Origin of the sequence: Marinifilum sp. D714, from assembly GCF_030851345.1 — a bacterium.
GTDB lineage: Bacteria > Bacteroidota > Bacteroidia > Bacteroidales > Marinifilaceae > Marinifilum.
In genome coordinates this window covers 1-26,703 of record NZ_JALPNU010000021.1, presented here as the reverse complement: position 1 = coordinate 26,703, position 26,703 = coordinate 1, and the positions used below count along the sequence as shown (strand labels likewise).

Annotated in this window: 23 protein-coding genes; 11 read left to right on the top strand and 12 right to left on the bottom strand. The window is 35.2% G+C overall.

What is annotated here, in order from left to right; translation table 11 throughout:
* Position 1: 1 nt before the first annotated feature.
* The 4 genes from M0051_RS15640 to M0051_RS15625 form a co-directional block, all read right to left on the bottom strand.
* Positions 2-3,604, bottom strand: coding sequence for a SusC/RagA family TonB-linked outer membrane protein (locus M0051_RS15640; protein ID WP_306742449.1), 3,603 nt, complete (start codon positions 3,602-3,604; stop codon positions 2-4).
* A 149-nt stretch (positions 3,605-3,753) separates the two neighbouring features.
* Positions 3,754-4,938: a FecR family protein gene (locus tag M0051_RS15635; protein WP_306742448.1), complete on the bottom strand. Its 1,185-nt coding sequence runs from the start codon at positions 4,936-4,938 to the stop codon at positions 3,754-3,756.
* Positions 4,939-5,079: 141 nt separating this feature from the next.
* A complete protein-coding gene (locus M0051_RS15630; protein ID WP_306742447.1) occupies positions 5,080-5,598 on the bottom strand; it encodes an RNA polymerase sigma-70 factor in 519 nt (172 codons plus the stop codon).
* A 279-nt stretch (positions 5,599-5,877) separates the two neighbouring features.
* Positions 5,878-7,647: a tetratricopeptide repeat protein gene (locus tag M0051_RS15625; RefSeq protein WP_306742446.1), complete on the bottom strand. Its 1,770-nt coding sequence runs from the start codon at positions 7,645-7,647 to the stop codon at positions 5,878-5,880.
* Between the two features lie 289 nt (positions 7,648-7,936).
* Between M0051_RS15625 and M0051_RS15620 the strand changes: the two genes are divergently transcribed.
* Positions 7,937-8,461 carry a hypothetical protein gene (locus tag M0051_RS15620; protein ID WP_306742445.1) on the top strand — a complete coding sequence of 175 codons (525 nt, stop codon included), beginning with the start codon at positions 7,937-7,939 and terminating at the stop codon, positions 8,459-8,461.
* Positions 8,462-8,508: 47 nt separating this feature from the next.
* On the opposite strand, the gene M0051_RS15615 is transcribed toward M0051_RS15620, so the two are convergent.
* Positions 8,509-9,069, bottom strand: a complete 561-nt coding sequence (locus M0051_RS15615) for a leucine-rich repeat domain-containing protein (RefSeq protein ID WP_306742444.1) — start codon at positions 9,067-9,069, stop codon at positions 8,509-8,511.
* Between the two features lie 225 nt (positions 9,070-9,294).
* On the opposite strand from M0051_RS15615, the gene M0051_RS15610 reads away from it, so the two are divergent.
* Together M0051_RS15610 and M0051_RS15605 are read left to right on the top strand one after the other, a co-directional pair.
* On the top strand, positions 9,295-10,836 hold the full coding sequence (locus tag M0051_RS15610; RefSeq protein WP_306742443.1) for a YjjI family glycine radical enzyme: 1,542 nt from the start codon (positions 9,295-9,297) through the stop codon (positions 10,834-10,836).
* The gene (locus M0051_RS15605; RefSeq protein WP_306742442.1) at positions 10,811-11,668 is read left to right on the top strand and encodes a YjjW family glycine radical enzyme activase; all 858 of its coding nucleotides are present in this window, start codon (positions 10,811-10,813) and stop codon (positions 11,666-11,668) included. Before M0051_RS15610 ends, M0051_RS15605 begins: the two co-directional genes overlap by 26 nt.
* Before the next feature lie 9 nt (positions 11,669-11,677).
* Here M0051_RS15605 and M0051_RS15600 read toward each other — a convergent pair whose 3' ends face one another.
* Complete coding sequence (locus tag M0051_RS15600; RefSeq protein ID WP_306742441.1) at positions 11,678-11,863, bottom strand: hypothetical protein; 186 nt, start codon at positions 11,861-11,863, stop codon at positions 11,678-11,680.
* A 44-nt stretch (positions 11,864-11,907) separates the two neighbouring features.
* On the opposite strand from M0051_RS15600, the gene M0051_RS15595 reads away from it, so the two are divergent.
* Positions 11,908-12,297, top strand: a complete 390-nt coding sequence (locus M0051_RS15595) for an FKBP-type peptidyl-prolyl cis-trans isomerase (RefSeq protein WP_306742440.1) — start codon at positions 11,908-11,910, stop codon at positions 12,295-12,297.
* A 56-nt stretch (positions 12,298-12,353) separates the two neighbouring features.
* On the opposite strand, the gene M0051_RS15590 is transcribed toward M0051_RS15595, so the two are convergent.
* Entirely contained in the window at positions 12,354-12,869 is a 516-nt protein-coding gene (locus tag M0051_RS15590; protein ID WP_306742439.1) for a hypothetical protein, read from the bottom strand.
* A 377-nt stretch (positions 12,870-13,246) separates the two neighbouring features.
* Here M0051_RS15590 and M0051_RS15585 point away from each other — a divergent pair, with 377 nt between their 5' ends.
* Positions 13,247-15,700 carry a DUF294 nucleotidyltransferase-like domain-containing protein gene (locus tag M0051_RS15585; RefSeq protein WP_306742437.1) on the top strand — a complete coding sequence of 818 codons (2,454 nt, stop codon included), beginning with the start codon at positions 13,247-13,249 and terminating at the stop codon, positions 15,698-15,700.
* 73 nt (positions 15,701-15,773) lie between these two features.
* On the opposite strand, the gene M0051_RS15580 is transcribed toward M0051_RS15585, so the two are convergent.
* The 3 genes from M0051_RS15580 to M0051_RS15570 form a co-directional block, all read right to left on the bottom strand.
* A complete protein-coding gene (locus tag M0051_RS15580) occupies positions 15,774-16,454 on the bottom strand; it encodes a DapH/DapD/GlmU-related protein (RefSeq protein ID WP_306742436.1) in 681 nt (226 codons plus the stop codon).
* Positions 16,414-17,277, bottom strand: coding sequence for a 3-keto-5-aminohexanoate cleavage protein (locus M0051_RS15575; protein ID WP_306742435.1), 864 nt, complete (start codon positions 17,275-17,277; stop codon positions 16,414-16,416). Before M0051_RS15575 ends, M0051_RS15580 begins: the two co-directional genes overlap by 41 nt.
* Positions 17,278-17,480: 203 nt before the next feature.
* A complete protein-coding gene (locus tag M0051_RS15570) occupies positions 17,481-17,780 on the bottom strand; it encodes a hypothetical protein (protein ID WP_306742434.1) in 300 nt (99 codons plus the stop codon).
* 298 nt (positions 17,781-18,078) lie between these two features.
* Between M0051_RS15570 and M0051_RS15565 the strand changes: the two genes are divergently transcribed.
* The gene (locus M0051_RS15565) at positions 18,079-19,131 is read left to right on the top strand and encodes a quinone-dependent dihydroorotate dehydrogenase (protein ID WP_306742433.1); all 1,053 of its coding nucleotides are present in this window, start codon (positions 18,079-18,081) and stop codon (positions 19,129-19,131) included.
* Between the two features lie 14 nt (positions 19,132-19,145).
* On the opposite strand, the gene M0051_RS15560 is transcribed toward M0051_RS15565, so the two are convergent.
* Complete coding sequence (locus M0051_RS15560; RefSeq protein ID WP_306742432.1) at positions 19,146-19,607, bottom strand: hypothetical protein; 462 nt, start codon at positions 19,605-19,607, stop codon at positions 19,146-19,148.
* Between the two features lie 107 nt (positions 19,608-19,714).
* Between M0051_RS15560 and M0051_RS15555 the strand changes: the two genes are divergently transcribed.
* The 5 genes from M0051_RS15555 to M0051_RS15535 all read left to right on the top strand — a co-directional run bounded on the left by M0051_RS15555 (position 19,715) and on the right by M0051_RS15535 (position 24,802).
* Positions 19,715-20,305, top strand: coding sequence for a porin family protein (locus tag M0051_RS15555; RefSeq protein ID WP_306742431.1), 591 nt, complete (start codon positions 19,715-19,717; stop codon positions 20,303-20,305).
* 103 nt (positions 20,306-20,408) lie between these two features.
* On the top strand, positions 20,409-21,497 hold the full coding sequence (locus M0051_RS15550) for an AraC family transcriptional regulator (RefSeq protein ID WP_306742430.1): 1,089 nt from the start codon (positions 20,409-20,411) through the stop codon (positions 21,495-21,497).
* A gap of 123 nt (positions 21,498-21,620) precedes the next feature.
* The gene (locus M0051_RS15545; protein ID WP_306742429.1) at positions 21,621-23,114 is read left to right on the top strand and encodes a reductive dehalogenase; all 1,494 of its coding nucleotides are present in this window, start codon (positions 21,621-21,623) and stop codon (positions 23,112-23,114) included.
* A 66-nt stretch (positions 23,115-23,180) separates the two neighbouring features.
* The gene (locus M0051_RS15540) at positions 23,181-23,471 is read left to right on the top strand and encodes a hypothetical protein (RefSeq protein WP_054721234.1); all 291 of its coding nucleotides are present in this window, start codon (positions 23,181-23,183) and stop codon (positions 23,469-23,471) included.
* Between the two features lie 188 nt (positions 23,472-23,659).
* Entirely contained in the window at positions 23,660-24,802 is a 1,143-nt protein-coding gene (locus tag M0051_RS15535) for an FMN-binding protein (RefSeq protein ID WP_306742428.1), read from the top strand.
* Between the two features lie 179 nt (positions 24,803-24,981).
* Here the strand turns inward: M0051_RS15535 and M0051_RS15530 are convergent, their stop codons facing one another.
* Positions 24,982-25,812 carry a YecA family protein gene (locus M0051_RS15530; RefSeq protein WP_306742427.1) on the bottom strand — a complete coding sequence of 277 codons (831 nt, stop codon included), beginning with the start codon at positions 25,810-25,812 and terminating at the stop codon, positions 24,982-24,984.
* Positions 25,813-26,703 lie beyond the last annotated feature (891 nt).

The window sequence follows — 26,703 nt, the reverse complement described above, 5'->3', positions numbered from 1 at the left end:
TTTAAAAACCAAGTTTTACCGATAAGGTATATTGCTTAGGAACCGGCATTGCTACACCTCCTGAACCCATAAACTCAGGATCTTGTCCATTCAGCTTATCATCAGAATGTATTAGGAATAAATTCGATCCTTGCAACTTCAGGGAAGCACTGTTAAATCCAATACCTGATAAGAATTTTTTAGGCAGGCTGTAAGCAAGAGAGATCTCTTTCATTCTTACAAAAGAACCATCAGCAACACGTGCTGTAGATAAATTGTATCCATTGTAAGCCTTGCTATAGTTTACATTGTACTGACGCTGCGATAATATGGTTGGAATATCGGTAATCTCTTCATCACCCTTTAGCATCCAACGGTCGTAAAACTCCTTAGGCATTGCATCCAGATCTGAATATTTCGCTTTGAACTGAGGACGTAATCTTACCTTATTTCCAAATTGGTAGGTCATGAATACATTCAACTTCCAGTTTTTATAAGTGAAAACATTACCTAAACCACCTGTAACTTTTGGATCAATAGATCCTTCATACTTGAGATGATCGATGTCGTTTGACTGAAAATCCAAATCACTAACTGTAGTTTCACCTTTTTCGTTAATAAATGTAGGTAAACCTTCACTATTCAGTCCCTTGTATTTAATCGAGAACAAACTTCTCACCGGATATCCCTCCAATGGTCCTCCAACATCTTTCACCAGGTTGTAAATATTCTGGAAAGATTTCAACTTCGTAATCTCGTTCTTGTTGTAAGCAAAAGTCAAGTTGGTTTTCCATTTGAAATCATCAGTCTTTACATTGTGTGTGGTTAGCGTAAACTCAATACCATGAGATTCCATATCGGCATAGTTGGCAAATTTCCAGAATTCACCACCAATACCAGAAGTTTTGATGTAAGCAATCAAATCAAAACCTTTACGTTGGTATGCATCCACACTCAGGTTAATTCTGTTACGGAACAAACCTAAATCCATCCCCACATTGGTTTCATACTGCTTTTCCCATGTCAGCTCTGAATTCTCCAGGCCATCAATGTACATTTGAGATTCCTGCTCTGAAATGTAAGGACGGTCCGTCACCTGATTCATCAATACCAATGATGAGTTGTTTGCAGCTCCCATACTTGCTGTCAACCCGTAAGTAGCTCTAAATGACAGATGAGAAATTGTATTGGAATCGTTTAAGAAATCCTCCTCATGTGCATTCCAGGATCCACTCACATTCCAGGTAGGCAACCAACGAGCTGAAGTAGATTTCCCCAACTGGTTTGAACCATCGTAACGGAAGGTACCATTGATCGTGTATTTACCAGCATAAGAATAACTTCCTGTCGCAAAGAATGCTGCGAAACGGTCACGATACTCTTGCATACCATAGTAAGATTTTCCGTTCTGCAACTGATGTCTTACAAAGTCAGGATCAATGTAAGGTATACCACCTCTTTCCCACTGGTAACCAATGCCATCGAAGAAGCTATTTTGTCTGTTGGAAGATTTAATCTCCGTACCACCCATCACATTCACAATATGAATCTCATCAAAGATCTTGTTCCAATTGGCAGTTCCTCTAAAGTAATAGTTCAACAAGCTATTGTCACGCTTATTATAGAACCCTCCCTTAGGAAGAACAACTTTAGGTAATGAGTTTGGAGTTTCTAAATCTTTAAACAAGAACTTGTTGTTCTTAGCAATCTCATAGGTATCAGCTGCTCTGTATGCCGATGCCATATTTGAATTTTCTAAAATTTTGTGCTCCTGGGTAGATTTCACATATCTTAACGAACCAACAAAATTCAGATCCAGTCCCTTTACCAATTCATAATCGATATTTGCCTGCAATTTCAAATCCAACATATCAATATCCAGATAGTTGTTTTTCATCTCATTGATGATGTTGAAATCGGCATAATTCATACGATAGTATTCCAGGTTTCCATTGTCATCATATGGACGCAACACTCTACTGGTGTTCAATGCGTAAGAGAATGGATTGATATCAAAATCACGGCTGTATTCACCATTTATCGGATCTTCTGTACGACTCACGGTACCAGGAGCTTTTTGCTGACGAAACGAACCTGCCGTGATAAAACCAATCTTCAATTTTTCATTTAGTTGTACAGAGGCATTGGCATTCACTGTGTATCGATCTACTTCATCAGCAATCGACCATCCCTTATCTCCGTAATAACTTGTTGAGAAATAGAAAGCACTCTTATCATTACCACCTCTTAAACTAACTGAGTGATTTTGAGTTATATTATTGGTAAACAACTCGTCAAACCAATCGGTATTGGTCATTTCGTATTTCTGTAAGAACTTAGCTCGTGCTTCAGGGGTATTTTGCAGACCAAAACCAGTTGTCGGATCGTAGGTATTGATTAAATCGTACATCTTCTTGTAAATCCCACCATTTTTCTGACGCGAGATCTCCGCATGGTTCAACCAGCCCTTCGCTTCCAATTCACGATAAACAGACATCTGCTCACGAGAATTCATGATATTATAGTTTGAATAAGATGGCTTTAATCTCATTGTAAATTCTCCCGAATATGAAACGGAAGTAGCACCTTTTTTCCCGCGCTTGGTGGTAATAACGATTACTCCATTCATCGCTCGTGCACCATACAATGCAGTAGCCGAAGCATCCTTCAAAATCTCAAATTTTTCAATATCATCAGAGTTCAATCCAGCAACCGCAGAACTAATTAGCGTAGCAGCATCACCAGATGATAGATCATCAGGAGAAACATCTACAACATCTTCCAATACTACATTATCCACAACCCAAAGAGGTTTCTGATCTCCATAAATGGAAGAGGCACCACGAACGCGAATTTTAGGTGCAGCACCAAAGGTTCCGGATACGGTTTGTACAGATACACCAGCAGCCTTACCTTCCAGCATTTGCCCTACATCAACAACACCAGCTACTTTGGCCTCTTCAGCCTTTACCGTTGCAGCAGAACCGGTAAACAAACGACGATCGACCTTACGAAAACCATCTGATACAACAACTACCTCTCCCAATTGCTCTGAGTCGGTTGTCATTATAATATTCAGATTCGTTTGATTGGTTACAATCACCTCCTGAGATTGCATTCCAATAAAAGAAAAAAGTAATGTAGATTTTCCTGTGGCAGGGATTTCCAATGTAAACTCCCCATCGAAATTAGTGGAAACTCCTGTTGTTGTTCCTTTTAACAAAACAGACACTCCAGGTAGAGAAAGCCCTTGATCATCTACGACCACTCCGGAAATCTTTCTTGTCTTCTCTTGTTGAGCCTCTCCCGATGGTTGGCCCTGCTTTACACTCTTTCGAAGTGTAATTGCTTCTTTCTTGAATTCATATTCAAGTTCACTGTCTTTTAAGCAATGTTTCAGTACAGATTTAACTGTTTCATCCTTTGCTTCAACGGATACATCGTTTACTCCCTCAACATCTTCCGAGCTGTAAAGGAAGATCAGGCCTGTTTGTTCGTGAATCTCCCACAGTACCTGCTCAAGGTCTGCCCCATTCAAGTTAAGGGTAACTCTGGCATCCTGCGCTAAGGTATTTGCCGATACGCTCATCACACTGGCCAGTAAAAACAAGGCTAGTATCTTCATAAATAACAACATTTTAAACAACTTTCGGATTCGAAAGCCATCGTTCCAACATTTTTTCATAACTTTGTGTTAATTTAGGTTACACTTAAATTTTTATTTCTGTTACAGCAGAAATATCTGACGCAGGAAATGTTACAGCATTTCCTGTTTTATTTTGCACTAATTAGAATGGTTCTTCCATTTACTTCTACATTTATTTTTCTGGTTAATTCAAACATTTCCATAATGGATTCAATTTCTTCATCCTTGTTAAAATGACCTCCAAAACGAAGATCTTTTACTACTGGATTCATGTAAAAAACTTTTAAATCGTACCAACGAGTCAATTCATTCATGATGTCTTCAAGTCTCTTTGCCTTAAACAAAAAGATACCTTCCTTCCATGATGTAAACAGATCTACATCAACATCCTGAACAAGTATTTCTCTCATTTTATCATCAACTACAGCCTGTTGTCCAGGTTTAAGTAATGTAGATTTTCCACTCACAGAAGCATTTACCTTTACATTCCCTTCAACCAAAGTGGTAACAATTTCACTTTCATCACTGTAAGCTTTTACATTGAAGGAAGTTCCCAAGACCTCTATTCTTGTTCCTGACACATTCACTAAAAATGGATGTTCCCTATCTTTGGCTACCTCGAAGTAGGCCTCTCCGGTTAATTGCACTTCCCTTGTTTTACCAGAAAATTTGGTAGGAAATTTCAATGCACTCATCGAATTCAAATAAACTGTGGTTCCATCGGTCAAACAAAGCTGATAATTGGCTCCATTGGGAATTTCTACAGTATTATAAAGGACGTTTGATTTCGCATTTGCTCTATTCTGATATTTCAGACTTCCTGCATTTCTTTCAATCAAGGTTCCATCTTTCTCTTTCAAATCAACATTTTCTTCATTTTCAAGGTTTACTTTGCTACCATCTGCTAGAATTAATCTTGCCTTTGATTTCGATTGTTTAGAACTATTCACTTTTGCATACTGTTCAGGCAAGTGGGAAAGGTCAGTATATATATAGTATCCAATACCAGATAAAAACAGAGGAATCAGAATAACCGCCGCATATCTTAAAACCGTTTTAAAAGCGTCAATGTTTCTACGTGGTTTAATGGTAGATTCGAATCTATTCCATCCCTCTACAATATTTATTTGATGTAAGCGTTGATCCCAATCCAAAAATTTTTCACGATTGCGAATGCTATAATACAAATCAAGATTTTCTTTGCTTTCATTCAACCAATTGTCTAACTCAAGTTTCTCTTCTCTGGTGAGTTCATAATTCACCTCTCGAGCAATCAATTGAGATATTCTTATGTTGTTGTCAATTTTATCCATTTAAAAATATTTAGTGCTAAAACAATCCAGAAATAAAAGTGGGTGGGTATCAATTATTTTTTTTGCAAAAAAAAATGCCAGAGCTCCTATAAGCCCTAACATTTTCTAATTATTTAACCCATTGTATGTGCAATAATGTCATTATAGAGACAGTAAAATCATCAGGATAACAACAACATCCTGTAATCTTAATCGAAGTAAACGATATGCATTGGCCTTTACAGATTTTACCGTGTTTACTGAAATGCTTAATCGCTCAGCAATTTCAGGATTTTTTATCCCTCTCATGCTCATTTCAACTACGCGCTTTCCTTGTGATGGTAAAACTTCTATGGCATCATGAATCGCTTTATAGGTTTCCTGTTCTATAATATGATCTCTATAAAATAAGTCTTTCTCCATAGCCTGTAAACTGTGGTCCAAAACAATTTTATTGTGTTTTAGATAATTCAGACAATTGTTTCTTGTTACAGTATACAAGAAAGCTTTAACCGCATTTTGATTCTTAAAATCATCCTTTCCTTTCCAAAGCTTAATGAAAGATTCTTGAACCATATCTGCTGCTACATCCGAATCTTGTACATACTTTTGAGCAAACAAACACAGCATTGGGTAAAAACTTTCAAAAAACTGTCGGAATTCTTTTGTCTTCCTTTTCACTCTGGCTGGTATTTATTGTTGGTTAATAATTTTTCAAAGAATTCAGAAGCTTTGGGAGACTTCAAATTCTTGCGTTTAAAATTATCTCAACAATTGCGTAAACACCTAACCTACAACACAGACAAAAGGGGTCGCAAGCTTATTGCATACCCAGACAAAAGGGGTCGCTAGTTAAAAAGTGGAATTTTAATGGTGTTTATTGATCAAGTTTCAGTATATAGATCATCACATTCTTATTTGCCATGCAGTGGACATTTAGAACTTACTTTTAACATGAAATTAGAATCGATTTATATATTCAAATAAGCTATCAGTTGACTCTAAACTTAGCTTTTTTCTCAATCTATATCGACGTTTCTCAATAGCATTAACAGAAATATTTAAGATTCTGGCAATTTCTTTGGCATCCAAATTCAACCTCAGATAGGCGCAAAACCTTAACTCATTTGTGTTCAAATCGGCATGCCTCTCCAACAAACTCTTAAAAAATCCCTGATGCACTTCCTCGAAGTGCATTTTAAACTTATCCCAATCCTGGTCTAAGTGAATATTACTTTCTATTTCTTGAATCAGCTTTCTTAAAGCTATTTTTACTTCAGCATTTTGAGCCAGTAATGCATCTTCTGCAAGTTTTTTAAAACTATTCAGCGTTTCGTTTTTACTTACCATGTGCAAAGCATTGGCTGCTAACTCTCGCTCTTTGTGTTTCAATTCTGTTTTGTACTTGAGTTGCTTCAACCTGTTAATCTCCTCATTGGCCATCATCTCTTCGTTCAATCGTAAGTTCTCCTGTTCCTTTTCTCTTGTTTCAGCTTCCATTTTTTGCAGGGCAAGCTGATCCATTTGTTTTTCTTGTTCTAAAAGAAGGTTTTTCCGTTCCAGACTAGTCTGCTTTAACCTCAGAAGTCTCAATATCAGCACGCTGATAACAAGTAAACCACCCAGAATAATAAGAAGATTTCTCTTTTGTGTTTTTATACGAGCTTGTAAAAACTCAATCTCATTCTCTTTTTTTTCAGTTTCGTACTTTATTTGAATCTCACTAATTTGCTTCTGAGTTTTCTCATTATATATTTCATCCTTGTATGAGATATAAAGTCGTGTATTACTCAATGCCATTTTATAATTCCCTGATAATTCGTATGCATTGGCAAGTCCTTCATAACATTCCATTACACGTGCTTTATCATGGTTTTCAAGTGATATTTTTAGTGCTTTTTCATAGAACTCGATTGCTTTTTCATTTCTCTTATTATATAGGAAATATTGTCCTAAATTTATAGATGAGGAAATAATGCCACTTTCAAAATTATTCTGTTCTGCAATTTTTAATGCATCCCTATAATCATTCAATGCCTTATCAACTTTCCCTACTTTAAAATAAATACTTCCTCGATTATTTAAGGTAGACGAAAGTTTCAGTTTATTTCCCGAAGAAATAAAAATAGGGATGGCTTTATTTAAATATTGTAATCCCTCTTCGTATTTGCCTAATTCATCGTATATATTAGAAATGTTAACTGAAGTAAGTGCAATCTGAATTGAATCATTTTCATTTTCGTAGATATGCAACAAGTTAGTAAATAATTCCAGAGCTTTATCGTGATCTTTATAAATGGAATAGATAATTGCAATATTATTCTGCAAGACTATTACCCTTTCTTTATACCCTATTAATTCAGCCTTTTCGAGGGCTTTGAAATAATAGGTCTGAGCTTCTTTATAGTTTCCTATATGAAAATAAGTAATTCCTATTTCGTTCAATGCATTTACTAAAGAATAATCCAAGTCATTTTCAATAGCAATTTTTTGGGCTTTCTTAAATGTCTGAAGACCTTCAAAATAATTTCCCAAATTAGAGTGTTCGCGCCCCAAATATATTAATGCCTCAATTTCATTATCAGCTTGTCTCAATTCTCTAGCCAAATCAAGGGCCTGCCTACTGTAAAGAATACATTTCTCAGAATCTTTTTCCACCAGGCTTTCACAAAGTTTCAATAATACATCTAGCTTTGCTTGTCCTGAAGTACTGATAAGTTTTGTTTCCAAACTATCAAGCCTATTTGTTTGTATAGTAGAATTAGCATTGCAGTTTGAAAAAAATAATATTAAAAGAAGTATAGTAAGTAGAAAGCTTTTCATAAGGCAAGTATTATACAGGTCAAATATATAGATTTATACCTAGCATGAAAACAATTTTATCTATAGGATAATTAAAATATTTAGCAAAAGGCAGGTAATAGATTTAATTTTTTCAATTTCTTGCCAAAAAATCATCTTTTTAATACGTGTATTAGTTTAGATGGCTGTCATAGTAGTAAATCAATACTATAAAAATATGAAAGCACGAATATATACACTATTATTTCTCCTAGGTTTATTGAGCATGCAATCATGCAGCAAATCTGCCCTTAGCGATATTGAATTGACTGATCCATCGCTATTAAAAGTTTCTGTACGAATCGCACAGGATTACAATAACAATAAGGAAGTACAGGTTTTTATCAGGGATAAAAATAGTAGGCCTGTTCAACTGGAAAATGGATGGGTTGAAGTAAATGGAATTGTTGCCCATTGGGATCGAGCAGATATCCATTCGCTAAATGAGCGCGGTTATATTTACCGCCCCGATGTTTATGAGCATGACTTTCGTATATACATTCATTTGAACCCTCGGGATGTATACTGGTTTGATTTAAATCCATCAACTGGTTTCCCAGGTTTTATTCGTAAATATCCATTACACGATGATGAATTTCATCCTGAATATGATCCATATATCGATGATCATTACAACTTGTATGATATGCCTTTCAGAAATGAAGTTGTGAAAGTAAATTATAAAATCCTAAAACCCAGATAGTAATTGAAAGGTGGCTGTTTTTTTACTCTGTAGTCACCTTTTTTTTATTAAAACAAAAAATTTTTCACCCTTGATAAATTCTCCTGTGGGTTTTCAATATTATTTTCCATTACATTTAACTCAGTAATTCTATTGGGTTTAAGTAGGTGGAAAGGAAAGTATCTTATACGGTTATTTCTTAGATATATATTGCTTATTGATGTAGATTTTAAAATATACTCTATGCCTTCGGATAACAAATTATCAGTAAAATCGATTAGTTTTAATGTAGCACAATATTGAATCAATTCAGGAACTTTGGTAAATAGATTATTTCCAAGGTATAACTTTTGAAGCACTGGTAAAGTAGTTATTGATTGAGGTAATTCTTGAATCTGATTGTTGCGAATATCAAGGCATGATAAGTTCCTAAGTTCTTTAATTTCTTCGGGAATAGATTCCAATTGATTTTCCTGAATATCCAAAACTTGTAAATGTGTTAATTTAAATAAAGCAGAAGGCCACTTCCCTTTTAAATTACACTTGGCAATATTCAAGTGTGTTACATGACCATGATCATTTAGCTGGTAACCTTTAATTAACCACGTCACTTTTCTTACTTGTTTCAAGTTTCGATTAATTTGACTACTTAATTCCTCAATAATCTTTTCATCCTCCATTTAAGCTATCCTAATTGATTTCTTAGCTGCAAAATAGTAAAAACTTAATTGGTGAACCAAACAAAATATTCATTCTTAATATATTTTCTGATTTCTTGTATTGCCCTACATTCTTTTGTATATTTTTGAGGCATTAAAATCCGTTGGATTGAATTGAATGTAGAAAGTAGAAGAATGGAAGAAATTAAAGATAGAGTATTACAAGTTCTTACCGATGGTAATTTAGATTATCGACAAAAAAAGCATCATTTGGCTTACATTGCAGAAAGCACACAAGATTATCCTGTCATCTCCAAAGAAGCAACTGAAGCCTTAAACGAGAAAATTATTTGTGACCTATTTGAAGGTAATGCTCCTTATCGTCCGAGATATGTTCTACCTGATTATGCCTACGCCTTAAAAAATGGAGTAAACTATCTTGAGTTAGAACCTCCTACAAATTTCGATGAGGCGATTAATTTTCTATCGATACTCTATATTCAGGTTCCTTCTATTACTGGATATTCAGTATACCTTGGTAATATCGATACATTATTACTTGATTATGTTGGTGATTTATCAGAAGAAGAGATCTACAATAAGTTGAAACTGTTTTGGAGATTCATCGACCGAACGCTTCCTGATGCTTTTGTTCATATCAACATAGGACCAGAAGACAATGCAATTGCCAGAGTAATTTTAAGAATTGAACGGGAATTAAAACAGGTTGTTCCGAACCTTACATTAAAATACGATCCGGAAATTACATCCGATGAACTTCTGCTTGAGGCCAACAAAACCGTATTTGAAGTAGCAAAACCACATATTGCCAATCACAAAATGACTACTTCTGATTTTAAAGGAGAATATGGTGTAGTGAGTTGTTACAACTCTTTGCCTGTAGGTGGTGGTTCTCATACTCTTATTCGTTTAAATCTTAAAAAGATAACGGATTTACACAGTGGTAATGCTGAAAGTTTCATATCTGGTACATTGAAAAAATATTGTGAGATGACATTGGATGTTATCGAAGCAAGAAGCAAATACCTGGTAGAATGTGTTAAGTATTACGATACAGATTTTCTTGCCAAAGAAGGAATTATTTCCCTGGATAACTTCTCAGCTATGTTTGGTTTTTATGGTCTTGCCGAATGTGTAAACCAATTGATGAAACGCAGTGGTAAGGAACTTAGCTATGGAAAAGATAAAGAAGCCAATCAGCTTGCACATCTTATTTTGGAAGAAATGAAGAAAATTGTGGATGCAAGGGAGCTTCCTTACTGCAAAGGAAATAATGGCAAAGCTTTTTTTCATGCTCAATCAGGTATCGATATTGATATAGAGGAAAGTGCTGGAGCTCGAATTCCAATTGGAAGTGAGCCTGATATCTATACACATATTAACACAGTAGCTCCACATCATCACCTGTTTAATGGTGGAATTAGTGATATTTTCCACTTTGATGAAACAGTGAAAAGAAATCCTTCGGCAATTGTGGATATTATCAAAGGTGCATTTAAAAAAGGGATGAGAATGTTTACCTTTAATTTATCGAATGGTGAGTTTATCCGTATTACCGGATATTTGGTTCGAAGAAGCGATTTAAAAGAGTTCCGAGAAGAAGGATCAAGATATGGCAGTGCTCTGTTTGCGGCCAATTCTATGGACAATGCCAATGTAGACAATCGTGTTTCGAAAAGAGTAATTTCCAATGAGCAAGTTGCAAGCAAATATTAGTGGAATAATCAAATCGAGTGTGATTGATGGACCAGGTAATCGCATGGTTATTTTCTTTCAGGAATGCAATTTAAACTGTATGTATTGCCACAATTCCCACACCATAGGATTGTGCAATTTGTGTGGCACTTGTGTTGATACATGTCCCACAAACAGTTTGCAAATTGATTCTAAAAACAAACGAATCATCCACAACGAGAACACTTGCACGCGTTGTGATGAATGTCTTAATGTTTGTCCTGAAAACAGTAGCCCTTTTTACAAACAAATGTCGGTTGAGGATATTATTTCTGAAATTCTTGAAGTAAAGGATTTTATTTCGGGTATTACCGTATCAGGTGGGGAAGTAATGCTTCATGCTCCATTCTTAGGCTTGTTATTTCAAGAAATCAAATTGCATTACGACTTAAAACATTTATCCATTTTAATTGATTCCAACGGGAATATCGAGCAGGAAGAATGGGAGTCTCTCCTCCCCTTAATTGATGGCGTAATGCTGGATATCAAGGCATATTCTGCTAAAACACACAAGCAAATAACAGGCTATTCTAACGAGAAGGTCTTAAAATCAATTGAATACTTAAACGATAAAAACAAGCTGAAGGAACTTCGTTTTGTTTTGACTCCCAATTACAATAATGACGAAAGTGAATTGCGAGAAATTGCCAGGCTAATGAAATCGGTATCTCCTAATGTTGGAAAAACTTTAATTAAGATGCGAAATCATGGCATCAGAAAAGAGTTTTCTTTTTTAAGAGAAGCAAACACTGAAGAAATGAATTTTGCCAAAAATATTTTTGTGCAAGCTGATATAGATATTCTTGAAATATGATATCATATCTCACCACTGGTTTATCAGCAAATACAAAAGCAACAAAGGAATAATAAGCAGAAAGCCAAACCATGCATTTGATTTGTTCTGACAAACCATCATGTACTTGGGTCTCTCCTTTCCTAAAATTAAAGATTGTATATACAGAATTGCAAAACGAATTGCTCCTCCAATAAAACAAAAAATAGGATGCATGATTTTAATATCTAATTTTGTTGTTGCAAGATAGTACTATTATCATGAAGAAAAACAAATTTAAGCAACTTAACGAAAAAGAGATTCAGGCATATATCTCAAAACATCAGCTTGATACGCAAAGAACAGAATCAGGTTTGCACTATGTAATCGTAAACAAGGGAGAAGGTAAAAGCCCCACTCCTGAGAGCAATGTCTCAATTGCTTATATTGGTTACTTAACCAGTGGCAATATTTTCGATAAAAGTGAAAATCTGGAAATTAACCTATCGGTAGTTATCGAAGGTTGGAAAGAAGGATTATCCTATTTTAAAGAAGGTGGAGAAGGAATTTTAATCATCCCATCGCATTTGGCCTATGGAAATACTGATTATGGAGCCATTCCAGGAGGTTCTGTACTGATATTTGATATTGTTCTAGCTAAAGTTTTTTAGTACAAAAAAACCTGACAAAGAATATGTCAGGTTAAGTTTTATCAATTAGAACAGCTTTATATTCTCTTCATCATGTGTTCAATCTCTTTAATTTGAGCTGAAAGCATTTTTTGTTTGTCTAAATTCTTGGCTTCCTGCAAGTAATATTTAGACAGTTTTTTATTTCTTCTTGAAAGGTAAATTCCTGACAAGTTTAAATTCGCCACTGCCTTATCTGTTTTCATTCTTAGGCCAGTATTCAAGGCTTTTTTAAACTGCTTTTCCGCCTGGTTGTTTTTATGCTCTTGCGAATGAATCAATCCAGTTAAATAGTAATAATATGCCTCCTGACTTTTGATCATTCTTTCTGGGTGCTTTACTCCTGCTAAAACTTTTCCCGCTGATTCAAACTTATTTTTCCTTAAAAAATAAAAGGCGATTAGGTTTTTCTCATTCTTAAAATGTGTAAGGACAAATAATCCGGACAACAATACTGCCAACACTCCTAATCCTATAAAAGAATTTATGAATAGAAAGATTGAACCCAACAGTAGAATTCCAGCAATAATCAATCTTAGAATATTATTCAACATGGTATGTAATTTTTAATTTGCACTACAAAACAAATCATTTTTTGTTAAAAAGCAAGAGTACACTGCCTGTGTTTTACTATTTAATATTCTTTCTATTTAAACCCAAGCTTTCTATTGATATTACAAGTATTTGAATGCGAGTGATCCACATTCACAATATACATTCCCTCATTAATAACTCATGTTTTCAACCATAGATTAAAAATGGTATTTTATAAACTCAGAGCCAGTATTGTGAATTGTAGAATTACTTTATTGGTTTTCATGAAGCAGTCAGCTTTAATCATACATTGTATGAATCCGACTAATAAGTTTTACTATATTTACCTGAGTTCAATTAGTAGATTTTTTCTACTCCTTTTCAAACTCCTTAATTCATGAAAAAAGCCAACAACAAATTTATATACAGCATTGTAATCCCAACCATCATTGCAATTTCAATGTTTGTTATTACATTCTATCTGATTCTGATTCCATTATTCGAGCGCAGTATGATGGATCGTAAGAAAGAAATGATTTCCGAACTAACCAATGCTGCCTGGAGTGTATTATCCGAATATCAGGAGGCTTATCTCAAGGGAGAAATTAGTTTGGCGGATGCAAAAGAAAAGGCTTCGGAACATGTTGGTAAAATGAGATATGGCAACGAACAGAAAGATTATTTCTGGATCATTACCAACAGTCCAAAAATGATAATGCATCCCTATCGTCCAGAACTTAACAATACTGACCTTTCCAATTACTCCGACAATCATGAGAACAAGCTATTTGCTGATGCTGCAGATCTGGTAAAAAAAGAGGGTGAAGGATTTATTCAGTACTACTGGCAATGGAAAGATGATGCCTCTAAAATTTCTCCCAAATTATCCTATGTAAAAGGTTTTTCGGATTGGAATTGGGTAATTGGTACCGGAATTTATTTGGATGATGTTGAAATGGAAATCAGTCAATTAAAAAAGACCTTATTAAAAATATCCTTCACCATTATTCTTTTTATTGGTTTTATTTTACTTTACGTACTCCGACAAACTAGAATTATTGAGGAAAAGAGGTTAAAAGCGGAACAACAACTTCTTTCATCCATTCAAAAATACAAAAGCCTTGTGAATGCATCTACTGAAGGAACACTAATGTTAGTAGATGATAAGGTAGTTTTTGCCAACAATAAATTCACAAAGTTATTCGATAGGGAAAGCATTGTAGGCTCTAATTTTTCAAGCTTGTTCAAAATGAGCTGGACCGATTTGGTAAGTAAAATAGAGAATCCTCAGAAAACCTCTACTTTCGAAACAGAACTGGTAAATGCCCAAGCTGGTCGCGAAACTGTGGTAGTTTCTGTTACACAAATTAGACTATCGGGCGAAGTAGGATACATTATTGTTGCCAAAAATGTAACTGAAAAAAAACGTTTAAGATTAGATGCTAATAAAATTTCAGAAGACATTCAGCTTTCTTTACAGTTGATGAATCAACCTATTGACAACCTGATTCAAAAAAATGTATGTTGTCAATTAAATACTAATATTAAAGAAGCTGCCAAACTAATGACTGATCAGAACTGTAAATTAACTTGTATTAAAGAAAGTGATCAAATCATTGGAATTGTTACCGATACTGATTTAAGAACAAGAGTATTGGCAAGTGAAAAAAGTACTGATGATACCGTAGCTACAATTATGACTGCCCCTGTGATCAGTATCAAACATGATGCTTTGCTATATGAAGCAATTTTACGTTTTAAACAAAGCAATGTATCCCACCTCTTAATTGAGAATGAATATGGTAATATTATAGGCAATATCAGTAGCAAACAGTGTTTGGAAATGCAACAAAACTCGCTAACTCATTTAATCAATCAGATTAATGATTGTAATAATGTGGAAAGTATTAAACGCATTTATAACAAGATACCGATATTAATACAAGCTGTTTTTACGAGCTCCGAGAACATTAATAGTGTATCGCGCATAATCACTTCCATAGCAGATACCATAAGCTCCAGAATTATTGAACTTGCAATTCAGGAAGTTGGCCCTGCACCATGTAAGTTTGCCTTTATCACAATGGGCAGTGAAGGTCGTTCTGAACAAACTTTAAAAGCCGATCAAGACAATGCCATTATTTTTGTTGATCATAGTGATGAGAACAAATCCTACTTTTTGAAACTTTCTGAGATCATTAATGAAAACCTGCATGCCATTGGGTACTCGCGATGTAAAGGTGATTTAATGGCTGGAAATCCTGAATGGTGTAATTCCCTTGATGTTTGGAAAAACTACTTCTCAAATTGGATTGGCAATCCTGATATGCCAAATGTATTGGATAGTTCTATTTTTTTAGATTTAAGAAGTATTTATGGTGATAATTCTTTGGTAGATAATCTTTTTGAACATGTTTATTCAGAATTGAGGCATAATCATGATTTTTACAATCAGCTAGCAAAAACCGTAATTGGAGTTAAGCCTAGCTTCGATAAGAAATCCGTTGATATTAAAAGGTTTTTACAGCCAATTATTGGCTATTTAAGAATTCATGCTTTGCACCATTCTATTCGAGAAACAAATAGCCTTTTGCGCTTGAATCAATTGATGGCACTAGGTGTTATTCCTGAAAAGACGGCAGAAGAAATAGAGGCCATGTATAACTTTCTGATGCATTTAAGAATTAAATGGCAAGTAAATTTAATACTAGATAATGATTGGCCTGAAAATGAAGTTTTGCTTAAAAACCTAACCGAACTGGATAAGTCAACATTCAAAAGAATAGAAAAAGAAATCACATCACTTCAAGATGAATTAAAGACTGCTTTTAAAATATCCGAGTACCAGTAACCAGCCATAATTTACATATCAATTGAAAACGAAATAGACTTTGGTTTTGTATCATCCAAAGTCTATTTTATTTCTAATCGGTATAATCAAAATTCCACATATCATTCTTCCGAATTAGCTTGCATGGATTTCCAAATGCGATGCTATTGGGTGGAATGTTTTTAGTAACAACACTGCCCATTCCTACAAATGAGTTGTCGCCAATTTTTACATTGTTCTTGATAATTGCACCTGAACCGATTTCACAACCTTTTCCTATAATTACGCTTCCTGAAGTTATTACTCCAGGATTAATATCAGTAAAATCTCCAATGATATTGTGATGGCCTATTTTTGCACCTCGCTTAATACTCACACCAAAACCAATACTGGTTTGAGCACTAATCACACACTGATGATCAATTAATAATGCTTTATCATATTGACTGCTAACACTAATTATAGATGATTCTGCTATTAAATTGTTGTAATCCTTCCTCTCTACAGTTCCTGCAAAACTCTGGTAGACTGGATATTTATTTTTAGGACTTGCCAATCCAAATAGCAGTGGTAAATTGCCGTTAATATCTTTTTTATCTGCTTTTTGAAAAGGAATATTCATCAAGTGATCATTAAGCTTAGTCTGCATCTCAATATTCAGAAAAACTTTTAGACTAATCTCATTCTCATGATTGTAATAGAGTAAATCATGTATAACACAAACCCAATTCGGATCAAATCCTAGTAGCTGATACAAATTCTTTTGCGACTTCATTATTTCTAAATCCAAGTTGACCAAATTCTTTAGGAGTAAAAAACTGTTTATCGTGTATTGTAATTAACGAATGTATTCGCTGTACCAACTCAACATTGCTTGTATGACGCGACCTACTTTCATCCCACCAAATGTTATCCTCAAGCCCTACTCTAACTCCATACCCCATAGCAATTGCGGCTGCATTCACTTTAAGCTGATCGGCTGCTAAGCCTGCTAAACCAATAAAATGATTCTCTGGAATTTCGGACAAGGCTGTTCCTATTTGTTGAAAATTTGCTTGAAAACCAGCAATATTTCCAAATAGTAAATTCCAATAAAAAGGGCCTTCAACAATTCCCTTTTTAATTAAATATTTACCGTAGTTAATCATTCCCAAATCGAAACACTCCAGTTCGGTTCTTACACCATATTCCTTCATTTTAATTGCCAAGCGCTGAACCATATCAGGAGCATTTACTGATGCTTGTTTCACAAAATTAAGACTACTTAATGTCAGCGAGCACATGTCAGGCTTAAGCTCAATTACCTCTGATCTTTTTTCAAATTCTGGAAAGTTCCTGCCTGAAGTGCTGCCACAAATAATCAAATCGGGACAGTATTTTCGTACTCCTTCAAAAATATCTCGATAAACATTTTTTTTGTAAGTTGGTACATCATCTTCTCCTCGTGCGTGAAGATGAGCTATTGTAATCCCAATTTCGTATGCCTCATGGGTTTGTTCAATAATTTCTTGAGGAGAAATCGGCACAAAAGGTGTCATATTTTTGGTGGGCACCATTCCAGTTGGGCAGAAATTTATAATAATCTTATCATTCTTCATATTGTATTGTTAATAGTGTACTATTAAATATACAATATTTTTCTTTTTTTCGACAATTTAATCTTAGTGTATACATTCAGATTTTCAGCACTTTAACTATTATTAAACAACTAATAGGCTTGTCTGAATTTTAAAATCACATTAAGCTTTTAACAAAAAAAATCCTCCTTATCATACAATAAGGAGGACCATATTAAAATCATTTATTCAGCTCCAATGGATATTCTGAATCGAAGTGCTTTTTCCCGAAAATCGTCGAATTCTCCATACTCAATAAACCTGCTTACTCTGCCATTACATTTTTTGCAAGTTCCTTTGATCAGGATATCATTCATATCATTCAGAAAGTTTTCTTTTACGTCTACACCTTTTGTACACATTTCTTTGCAATGCACACAATATGTACCCTCTTGAACAATGTAGTCGTAAGCTGCTTTTTCCTCTTCATCTAAAAGAACATTTAGTTGAAAATGGTTGAGCTTAATCTCTCTTAGTTTACTCATTATGCAATACTTAGTATATTTAATGCAGTAGTTTTTCTAAACAAAAATCGTATAACGAATTTAAGAATATTCTGACTTATGACAAATTTTTTTTGATGCTTTTTATAAGCAAAATTGATATTACTAATAAATTACTGATCGTAACATTAACAGCAGTAAAACTCAGCTATTAAACCAGTTATATTTTTGGTTTTGTGAATATTTACCAGGCATTATAACATCCTACCCCCTTAAATCGGACACAATACTCTTTTTCTTCAAAATATCCTGTTATCTTTGTGCAAAACAATATTACAAAATGAGTTTATATCGCCTAATCATACGTCCTCTATTAATTCAATTTGATGCTGAGAAAATACACAAGTTTACATTCTCATGCTTGATATTCTTTCAAAGGATTACTCTCTTTCGAAAAATTTCATCACTATTCTTTTCGAAAAAAGATCCATTATTGGAGCGTGAATTGTTTGGTTTAAGATTTCCAAACCCCGTTGGTCTTGCAGCAGGTTTGGATAAAAATGCTGAAGCATTTGATATGCTAGGCAGTATGGGATTTGGCTTTATCGAAATTGGAACACTTACTCCAAAACCTCAGGAAGGAAATCCAAAACCCCGTCTTTTCAGATTTGTAAATGATAAGGCCATTGTAAATAGAATGGGATTTAATAATGATGGAGTTTTGGAAGCTGTAAAGCGTTTAAAGAAGAAGAAAACCAATATTATCATCGGAGGGAACATTGGAAAAAACAAAGTCACACCTAACGAACTTGCCAGCGATGATTATATCAACTGTTTTGAAGCATTGTATCCTTACGTTGATTACTTTGTAGTGAATGTAAGCTCTCCCAATACTCCCAACCTTAGGGCATTGCAGGATAAGGAACCATTAAAAGATCTCTTGAATAAATTAATGGGATTGAATAAAATCAAAAAGAAAACCAAAGCAATTCTGCTAAAGATTGCTCCTGATGTTAATGAGGCTCAGTTGGATGATATTATTGAAATCGTTACGGAAACGAGAATCGCTGGTATTGTAGCCACAAATACAACCATTTCGAGAGATGGATTAAGCTATTCGGATGAAGAAATTGAAGCAATTGGTGCAGGTGGCTTAAGCGGAAATCCATTAAAGCAAAAATCTACGGAAGTAATACGATACATTCACAAAAAATCGAATGGAAAGATACCAATTGTTGGTGTGGGTGGTATCATGACTGTTGAAGATGCTATGGAAAAATTAGATGCTGGAGCCTCATTGGTTCAAATCTATACTGGATTTATATATGGTGGTCCTGGTCTGATAAAAAATATCAATAAAGAGTTAATCAAACGAGCCAATCACCTGTCCTAATTCCTAAAGGATATCTATAAGATTTCTTGTATGGTATAATTTTGTTCTTTAAATGTAAGTGAATCACCTTTACGTTTTCCTTTAAAGGCTTGTACCAATTCGGATTGAAATGAAACGACAAAATAGTACTGTCCATTCAATTCCATTTGTCCCAAACCTGCCAAAACGTAAAAAGATATGTGGTTGGTTATTACCAATGAACCTAGCTGAACAGTTTCATTTTCGATTTCAGGATTAATCCTATCGACAATGCTTTTAAGTTTTTGGTTATTTGTTAGTTGTCGCATCACCTTTTCTTGCTCAAGATGCATCATTGCTCTACCCGTTTCATGCTTGTCTCCTGCTGTACTTTTGGTTTCACTCGCAACAGATTCTTTTAATGCGGATAGCGACTCATTGTTTGCCTTGATTTTCGATTGAATTAGCTCTTGCGCTTTATTGTACAAATCTATTTTTAGGGTATCGGGTACATTCATTATTGTAATTTATTAAGAAATCAAATGTACAAATAAGTAATAGGAATCATGCTCATTTCATTTAAATTATCGTAAATTGGAAATGTTGTGTACTAAACTATAGTGAGATGAAAAAACTAATTGTACTGGTATTTTTGCTTGTGCCTACATTACTAATTGCTCAAGAATTTCAAGCTGGAATAAGGGGCGGATTTAATTTAGGGAATTACCAAGGAGAAGATAATGGAGGTAATTATAAATTTGCAGCCTATGCAGGAGGAATGCTCACCTATCGGTTAAGTGATATTACAAGCCTTCAGACAGAAATCAATTACTCCATGCAGGGCTTTCGAGATCATGTAAATGGAGAATCGGTTACAATTGACTTGGATTATATTACCGTCCCACTACTGATTCAATTCAAATTAAGAAACTTCCAACAATTTAAGTTTGTATTCGGACCACAACTAGGATTTTTAATTCGTTCAAACGAAGATCCTGAAGATTTGTATTTACCAGTTGTCAATGATGAAATTAGTGGAGATACTTTTGAAGATTTTGACTATGGAGCTGTAGTAGGAATGGAATATGAAATAAATGATCAATTTTGTATACAAGCAAGGTATTACCACGGCATTAATAAACTATTTAATGAGGATAAAGTGAACTCTGATGCAAAAAACAGTGCATTTTCATTAGGATTGGCAGTCAGGTTGTAAGCTCTAAATCCATGCTTTTTAAGTCCTCTTTGAAACAAGCTATTTTGCGATTTTTTAAAAAATACTTTACATTTCGAAAAATCTAAACTATCGATTTTCTCATATGAATATTCCCTATTTGATTCTTTTTTGTTCAGCCCAAATTATTGGTTTGATCCTGATATTGCTGCGTAAAAAATTCAGAACTCTGCCTAACTTTATTTTAAAGCTTATATTCATTAATATTATATTCCACTACGTTTACTACTATTTCTTTTATAAAGGATTTATCGCATTAGATTCAAATTGGCCCTACAGCGTAGTTCCTATTGCCACTATGGCTCCTCTGGTGGTATATTACTATGTAATGTCGGTATTGTATGGAAAACTTAAATTCACAAAAGTAAGTTTATTACATCTGCTTCCTTTCTTAATAAACGGAGTCATCTTTATTTTATATCTGAATACCAATTCGCTAAAAAGTACATATCTACTAATTGCAAAAAACATTCTTGTTTCCCTTTCCCTGATTTATCCTTTCTTGATTTTAAAGATGATTGGGAATTTTTATCAAATCAAAGGAATGTCGCTAAGTATATTTAATTACAACAAGAAAAGAACAGGCCTGATTAAGTTGCTTTGCTTCATGATGAGTTTGCATTTTGTTATTCTTGAAATTAAAACCAATCTCCCACTCTTTGTATCAGGTTCCGAAGCCACCATGGATATCATTAACCTGAGTTTTTTGATGTTTTTGGGCTATGCCATTTCCTATGTAATTGTAAGTGAACCCAGAACTTTGCATTTAAGCACCGAAAAAGTAGGATTAGGTGGATTCAAAAAATATGACAAATCGAAACTTACCCGCGAATTGGCCGAAAAGAATGTAATCAAAATGAATCAGCTTATGGAAAGTGAAAAGCCATATCTTGATCCAGATCTGAACTTGTCAAGTTTCTCTCAGCAATGTAACATCTCTTCCCATGAGATTTCAGAAACCATGAATGGATTAATGAATCAAAGTTTTAATGATTATATCAACAATTACAGAGTTGAGGAATTTAAGCGTTTATCGAAACTGGAAGCATACAAGAATTACACCATATTGGCATTGGCCTTCGAGGCTGGATTTAAATCGAAAGCTACCTTTAATGCTGCTTTTAAAAAATTCACCAATCAAACCCCCTCCCAATTCTTGAAAGAACTCGAATAGTTTTCGATTTAAAATGAGGCAATTGATGGTCCGATAAAATTGGAGTACGTCCGAAATTATTGGTTTTGTCGCAATATCAATGTTTTAGCTGCAGATTTGAACTGTAACAAAAACATTGACGCAATGAGTAAAAACGAAAATTCATCAAAGTTAAATCGAAGAGATTTCTTTAAAATTGGAGGAATAACAGCCGCTGTTGGTGCAGGTGCCTTAACTACTTTTCCGCAAAAAACTGCAGCCAAAGAATTGGACAAACGTCTTGTGGATAAAATTGTAACCACACATGATGATTTTCCCGTAGAAGTACGATCAGACTATGTTCCACCTCGAAATTGGGATCATGTGCAAGCCCGATCGTTTTTCGTGAACGAAATACGGGCAATTGGTGAAACTGTAGAAGATGATATTGTTGCAGACGGGCAAGCTTTTGTTCAGAAAATGAACTTTGCTTACGACAACGACAAAATCGGTTACAATCAAGCTGATAAAGCCCTGTTAGCTGGTGCCTGGGCCATGAATAATTATGCTGCAGGTCCAAGTCCGGCTGCAGTGCCCAACTTTGGAGTAAATTCATGGGAACAGCGTACTGATAAGGTGCAATTTGCTCTATTTGATAACGACTATGTAGTAAAAGAGAAATACCAATTCGAAAGTAAACAAGAGGCAGCCAATCAAATTAAAAGAGCAGCAAAACTTTTTGGTGCTGATTTGGTAGGAATCACTCGAAGAGATAAAAGATGGGATTACAGTAAATTCCTGAACCCTGTGTCTCCTTTATTCAGAAAACCATTGTTGGCTCCGCCTAGTAAGGAGCAAATGGAAGAACTCCACAATTGGGGACCTGATAAATTTGTTAACGACTGGAGTGACTTCCCCTTTGAGCCAAAAACAGTGATTGTATTGGCTTTCAATATGGATTACGAGGGAATTTCCACCTCTCCTTCTTTTGTAGGAAGTGCCGCTGCAGGAGCTGGCTATTCGGAAATGGCAAAAGTTCCTTATCAGTTGGCTGTATATCTTAAAAACCTTGGATTTAACGCTGTTTCTGCCGGTAATGATATGGGATTAAGTGTGCCATATGCTATCGCTGCAGGATTGGGGGAAGCTTCAAGATTAGGACAAGCAGTTACTTATAAGTATGGTCCTCGTGTTAGACTGGCAAAGGTATATACCGATTTTGACTTTGTAGAATACGACAAGCCAAAGTCATTCGGCGTAATGGATTTTTGTAAAAACTGCATGCGCTGTGCCGATGCATGTCCAACCAAAGCCATTTCATTCGATAAAGAACCATCATTTGAGCCAACTCACGACAATAAAGACAATGCCTGGTACAATGTGAAGGGCGTTAAAAAGTATCATGTTGATGCTAAAAAATGCTTTAAACTATGGGGTGAATTGGGAGATGATTGCGGAATTTGTATGGCATCCTGTCCGTACAACAAGCCTGACTTTTGGCATCACAGATTGGTGGATAGCATTACGGCAGCAATGCCTGGTCCGGTGCACGACCTGATGCGTGAAATGGATATACTCTTTGGATATGGTAATGTAGAAGACAAGGAATCCATTAAGAAATTCTACAGTCCTGAAGGCAAAAGCTACGATGGACATTAAAGCATAATGTATTGCAGGTTGCTTCACACTGCAATACATATTAATCACATTTAAAAAATCAAACACATGATATTTACAGGTATAGAAATATTGTTTTTTTCCCTGGGCGTAATCACCACTCTTGCCACAGGACTCATATATTATTACAATCAAAAATTGAAATTTAATATCTCTACATGGATAAGCATCTGCATTGGGGTTTTCTTATTCATATTTGGTATCGCCTGGTCCTTTAGTTCAATACTTGAAGGTGAGCCAAGAGCAGCAAGTATGGGATTAATCGTTTTCGTGATTCCTTCGCTCATTCTGCTTCTTTTATCGAGGAAACTGGCATTAAAAAAAGCGGCAAGCAAATAGTTTTTGTTTCAGGAGATTCGGAGTCATAGATACGTATGGCTTCGATCTCCATTCATTAGGATTCAATACAGTACATGAACCGAACATGTAAATTCAATCATATAATTTACACACAGGTAAATGATTGAATTTCTTGTGATCTCGAAAGCTTTCGGGACCATCTGACAAATGAAGATAAATTTAAACAGATGAAAAAATATATCAATTGGATCGCCTGGATAAGTCTGGGCATAGCTTTTTGCTATGGTATCATCTTTACCGATCACTCCCATGAACTTGAGCATTTAAAAATACTTCAATCTGAAGACCTTCAACTGAAAGAAGCAAAGGAAGGAATATATCCCCTTTATAAAAACGAAAAGCCTTATGGATATTTATCAACAGGTTCATCTCAAGGTTATGGTGGACCATTGCAGGTAGCAGTTGTAAGCGATACCAGTGGACTAATTATTGGAGCAGAGCTTATTAAAAGCTTTGAAACACCATCATTTGTTGCAAAACTAACCAATAAGAAATACTACAAACAATACGAAGAGAAAAGTTTGAATGATGAATTTCAATTAAAAAAGGATGTAGAAGCCGTATCGGGAGCAACGGTGAGTTCGCTGGCCATTGCCAATGCAGCGCGTGATGCTTCCTACCAAATTGCTCATAAGGTATTTCAGCTTGAAACTCCGCAAATTGAGAAAAGCTGGAGACTTACTCCCAAAGAGGGGATTGTTGCCTTGATCATTACCATTGCCTTTTTGGCGATCTATTTTAAGAGTAAGAAACTAATATATTTCAACCTGTTTTTAGCCTTGGTGTTTATTGGCTTTTTATTTAATGCCTCGCTTTCGCTGACTCACTTTGGTAGAATATTATTGGGATACTTTCCGGATATTCACACTCATTTAAGCTGGTGGCTGCTGGTTGCTGCAACATTAAGTATAATCATCATTTGGGGTAAAAATGTGTATTGTACCGCCATTTGTCCTTTTAGAGCCAGTCAAATGTTGCTGCATCAAATATCTGGAATTAATATTAAAATGGATCAATCACTTGGGAAAGTTTTGGCATTCACTCCAAACTTTTTGATTTGGTTGTCGTTGATCCTGATCTTTATATCTCAAAATCCAAGTTTATCGTCTTATGAGCCCTTTGCAATGTTGTTCTCTTTAAAAGGCGAAGGCATTCAGTGGTATATTTTGCCTGCAGCACTCATAGGAGCCTTGTTCTTTTCGAATTTCTTTTGCCGATTCTTTTGTCCTGTAGGTGGCATTTTAAATTGGGTAATTGCCAGAAGAAATCAAGTTAAACAGCTAATTCAAAAACATAAACAAGATGCTTAAAAATATTAAAAAGGAAACATTGGCTGGATTTGCACTTTATGCAATCTGTCTTTTATCCATACTACTTTATATATCAAGTAAATTTTAAAAATATAAACTTGTAGTTGGCGCTTGGGTTTATTAAAAAACGGTTTTACCACATTGTAGTAAAACCGTTTTATTATGCTATTATTTATTTCTTACGACAGTTTCTGCAAGCAACAATTCTTGTACTTCTTTCCTGATCCACAAGGACAGGCATCGTTACGGTTGACTTTTACCTCTTGCTGTATTGGCGATTGAGCACTCGCAAACATCTGCTCCATATGTTGGTAATGATTCTTCCACTCCGGATCGCGCATTTCGCAGAATGCTACTCCTTTTTGAAAGTCGGTAATCTTCCCTTCCATTACATCAATGTAGTACTGTAATTCGATAGCAGTATGCTTTCCTTCGAACTTTGGCAGAATCTCCTTGAATTTTGCAAGCGTATCTTGTCGCATTAAATCACCCAATACTCTTACGTAGTGATCTACCCAATGGAAATTTTCTTTATCGAGCATGGCATGAATTCCCTCGAAATGATTATCCTGCGCATAGTAAATTGCTTCGAAACAGAAAATGTATGGGGTTTTGTTTTCTTTCCTGATGTTCTCTTCAATAAAGAATAATACTTTCTCGAGAAAAGCACCCGGAAATGCTTTGGCCAACAATCCGACCAAATAGACTGCTTGTTCGTTCATTACATCCCAGTCTTCCTCAGTAGTAAACATTTCTAATAAAGGCTCGAAAAGCTCTTCGGATAAATGTTTCTCGGCAACCACTGCATACCACAAAGGTGCTGGTAACATGACCCTGTGTTTTTCTGAATAATAGGCCTTTCCGCTATAGGCGTTTTTAAGTGCATATACGAGCTTTTCATTCAACTCATCACAAGTTTCGTGATTTCTTAAATAGTCGATTGCTTCATAAGGAATGCCAGTTGCTTTTGTGTCTATTATATCAAATGCTTGTTTTATTGATCGGATCATATCTTTCATGTTTAGGTGGCAAAGATAAATAAAAGTAAAAAAGTAGAATAGTAGAAAAGAAATCTTGCAGGATGTTTTTCAGAATACAGATCTAATTTTTTATTTGTACTCAAGTTAATTCTATCCTTATTCCTTAGATAAGAAAAAGAACAACTAATATAAAAGAGATACATTAAAATTGCCTGAAGGGCAAAGATCATTCAGCCCAGGGCAAGGGAATGATAATGATCGTCGCAAGGGTTGATGTTGTATGGTCTGGCTGGTTTATTGCGACGAACATGAATTGTTGGTCTTGTCTTCAAGCCAGACGGGCTCAAACTTTTCTCCATTGATGAGAAAGTTTGCAAAGAATCTACGGCGCATCTACTCAGTGACCCATAACGGATCAAAAGCGAATAGAAATAGATAGTCTCACTCATGCTTCGTTCGACAGCATTTCTATTTGCTGCTTTCTCTCCTATGGGGCCCCACTTACCTAGCTGATGCCGATCCTCACAAAAATTGAGGTTTGAATCTATATTCGAGTCATTACATTAATCTGGTTTTCCTATTATTTATATTAAATGGCATTAAAATGGCAATTTGCCTGAAAGGCAAAGATCATTCAGCCCAGGGCAAGGGAATGATAATGACCGCCGCCCTGGGTTATTGATGCAGTTTATTATCGTCGCAAGGGTTGATGCTGTTTGGTCTGAGAGGTTCTTGCGACGAATATGAATTCTTTGTCTTGTCTTTGAGCCAGACGGGCTATTCTTTTGTCATTACCACAAAAGAATCAAAAAGTCTAGGTGAAAGCACTCGGCGACCCATAACGGTTTAATGATGAAAAGAAATAATAGTTACGTTCGTGCCTCACTCCACAGAATTTCTTTTTAATCATCATTTTCACCT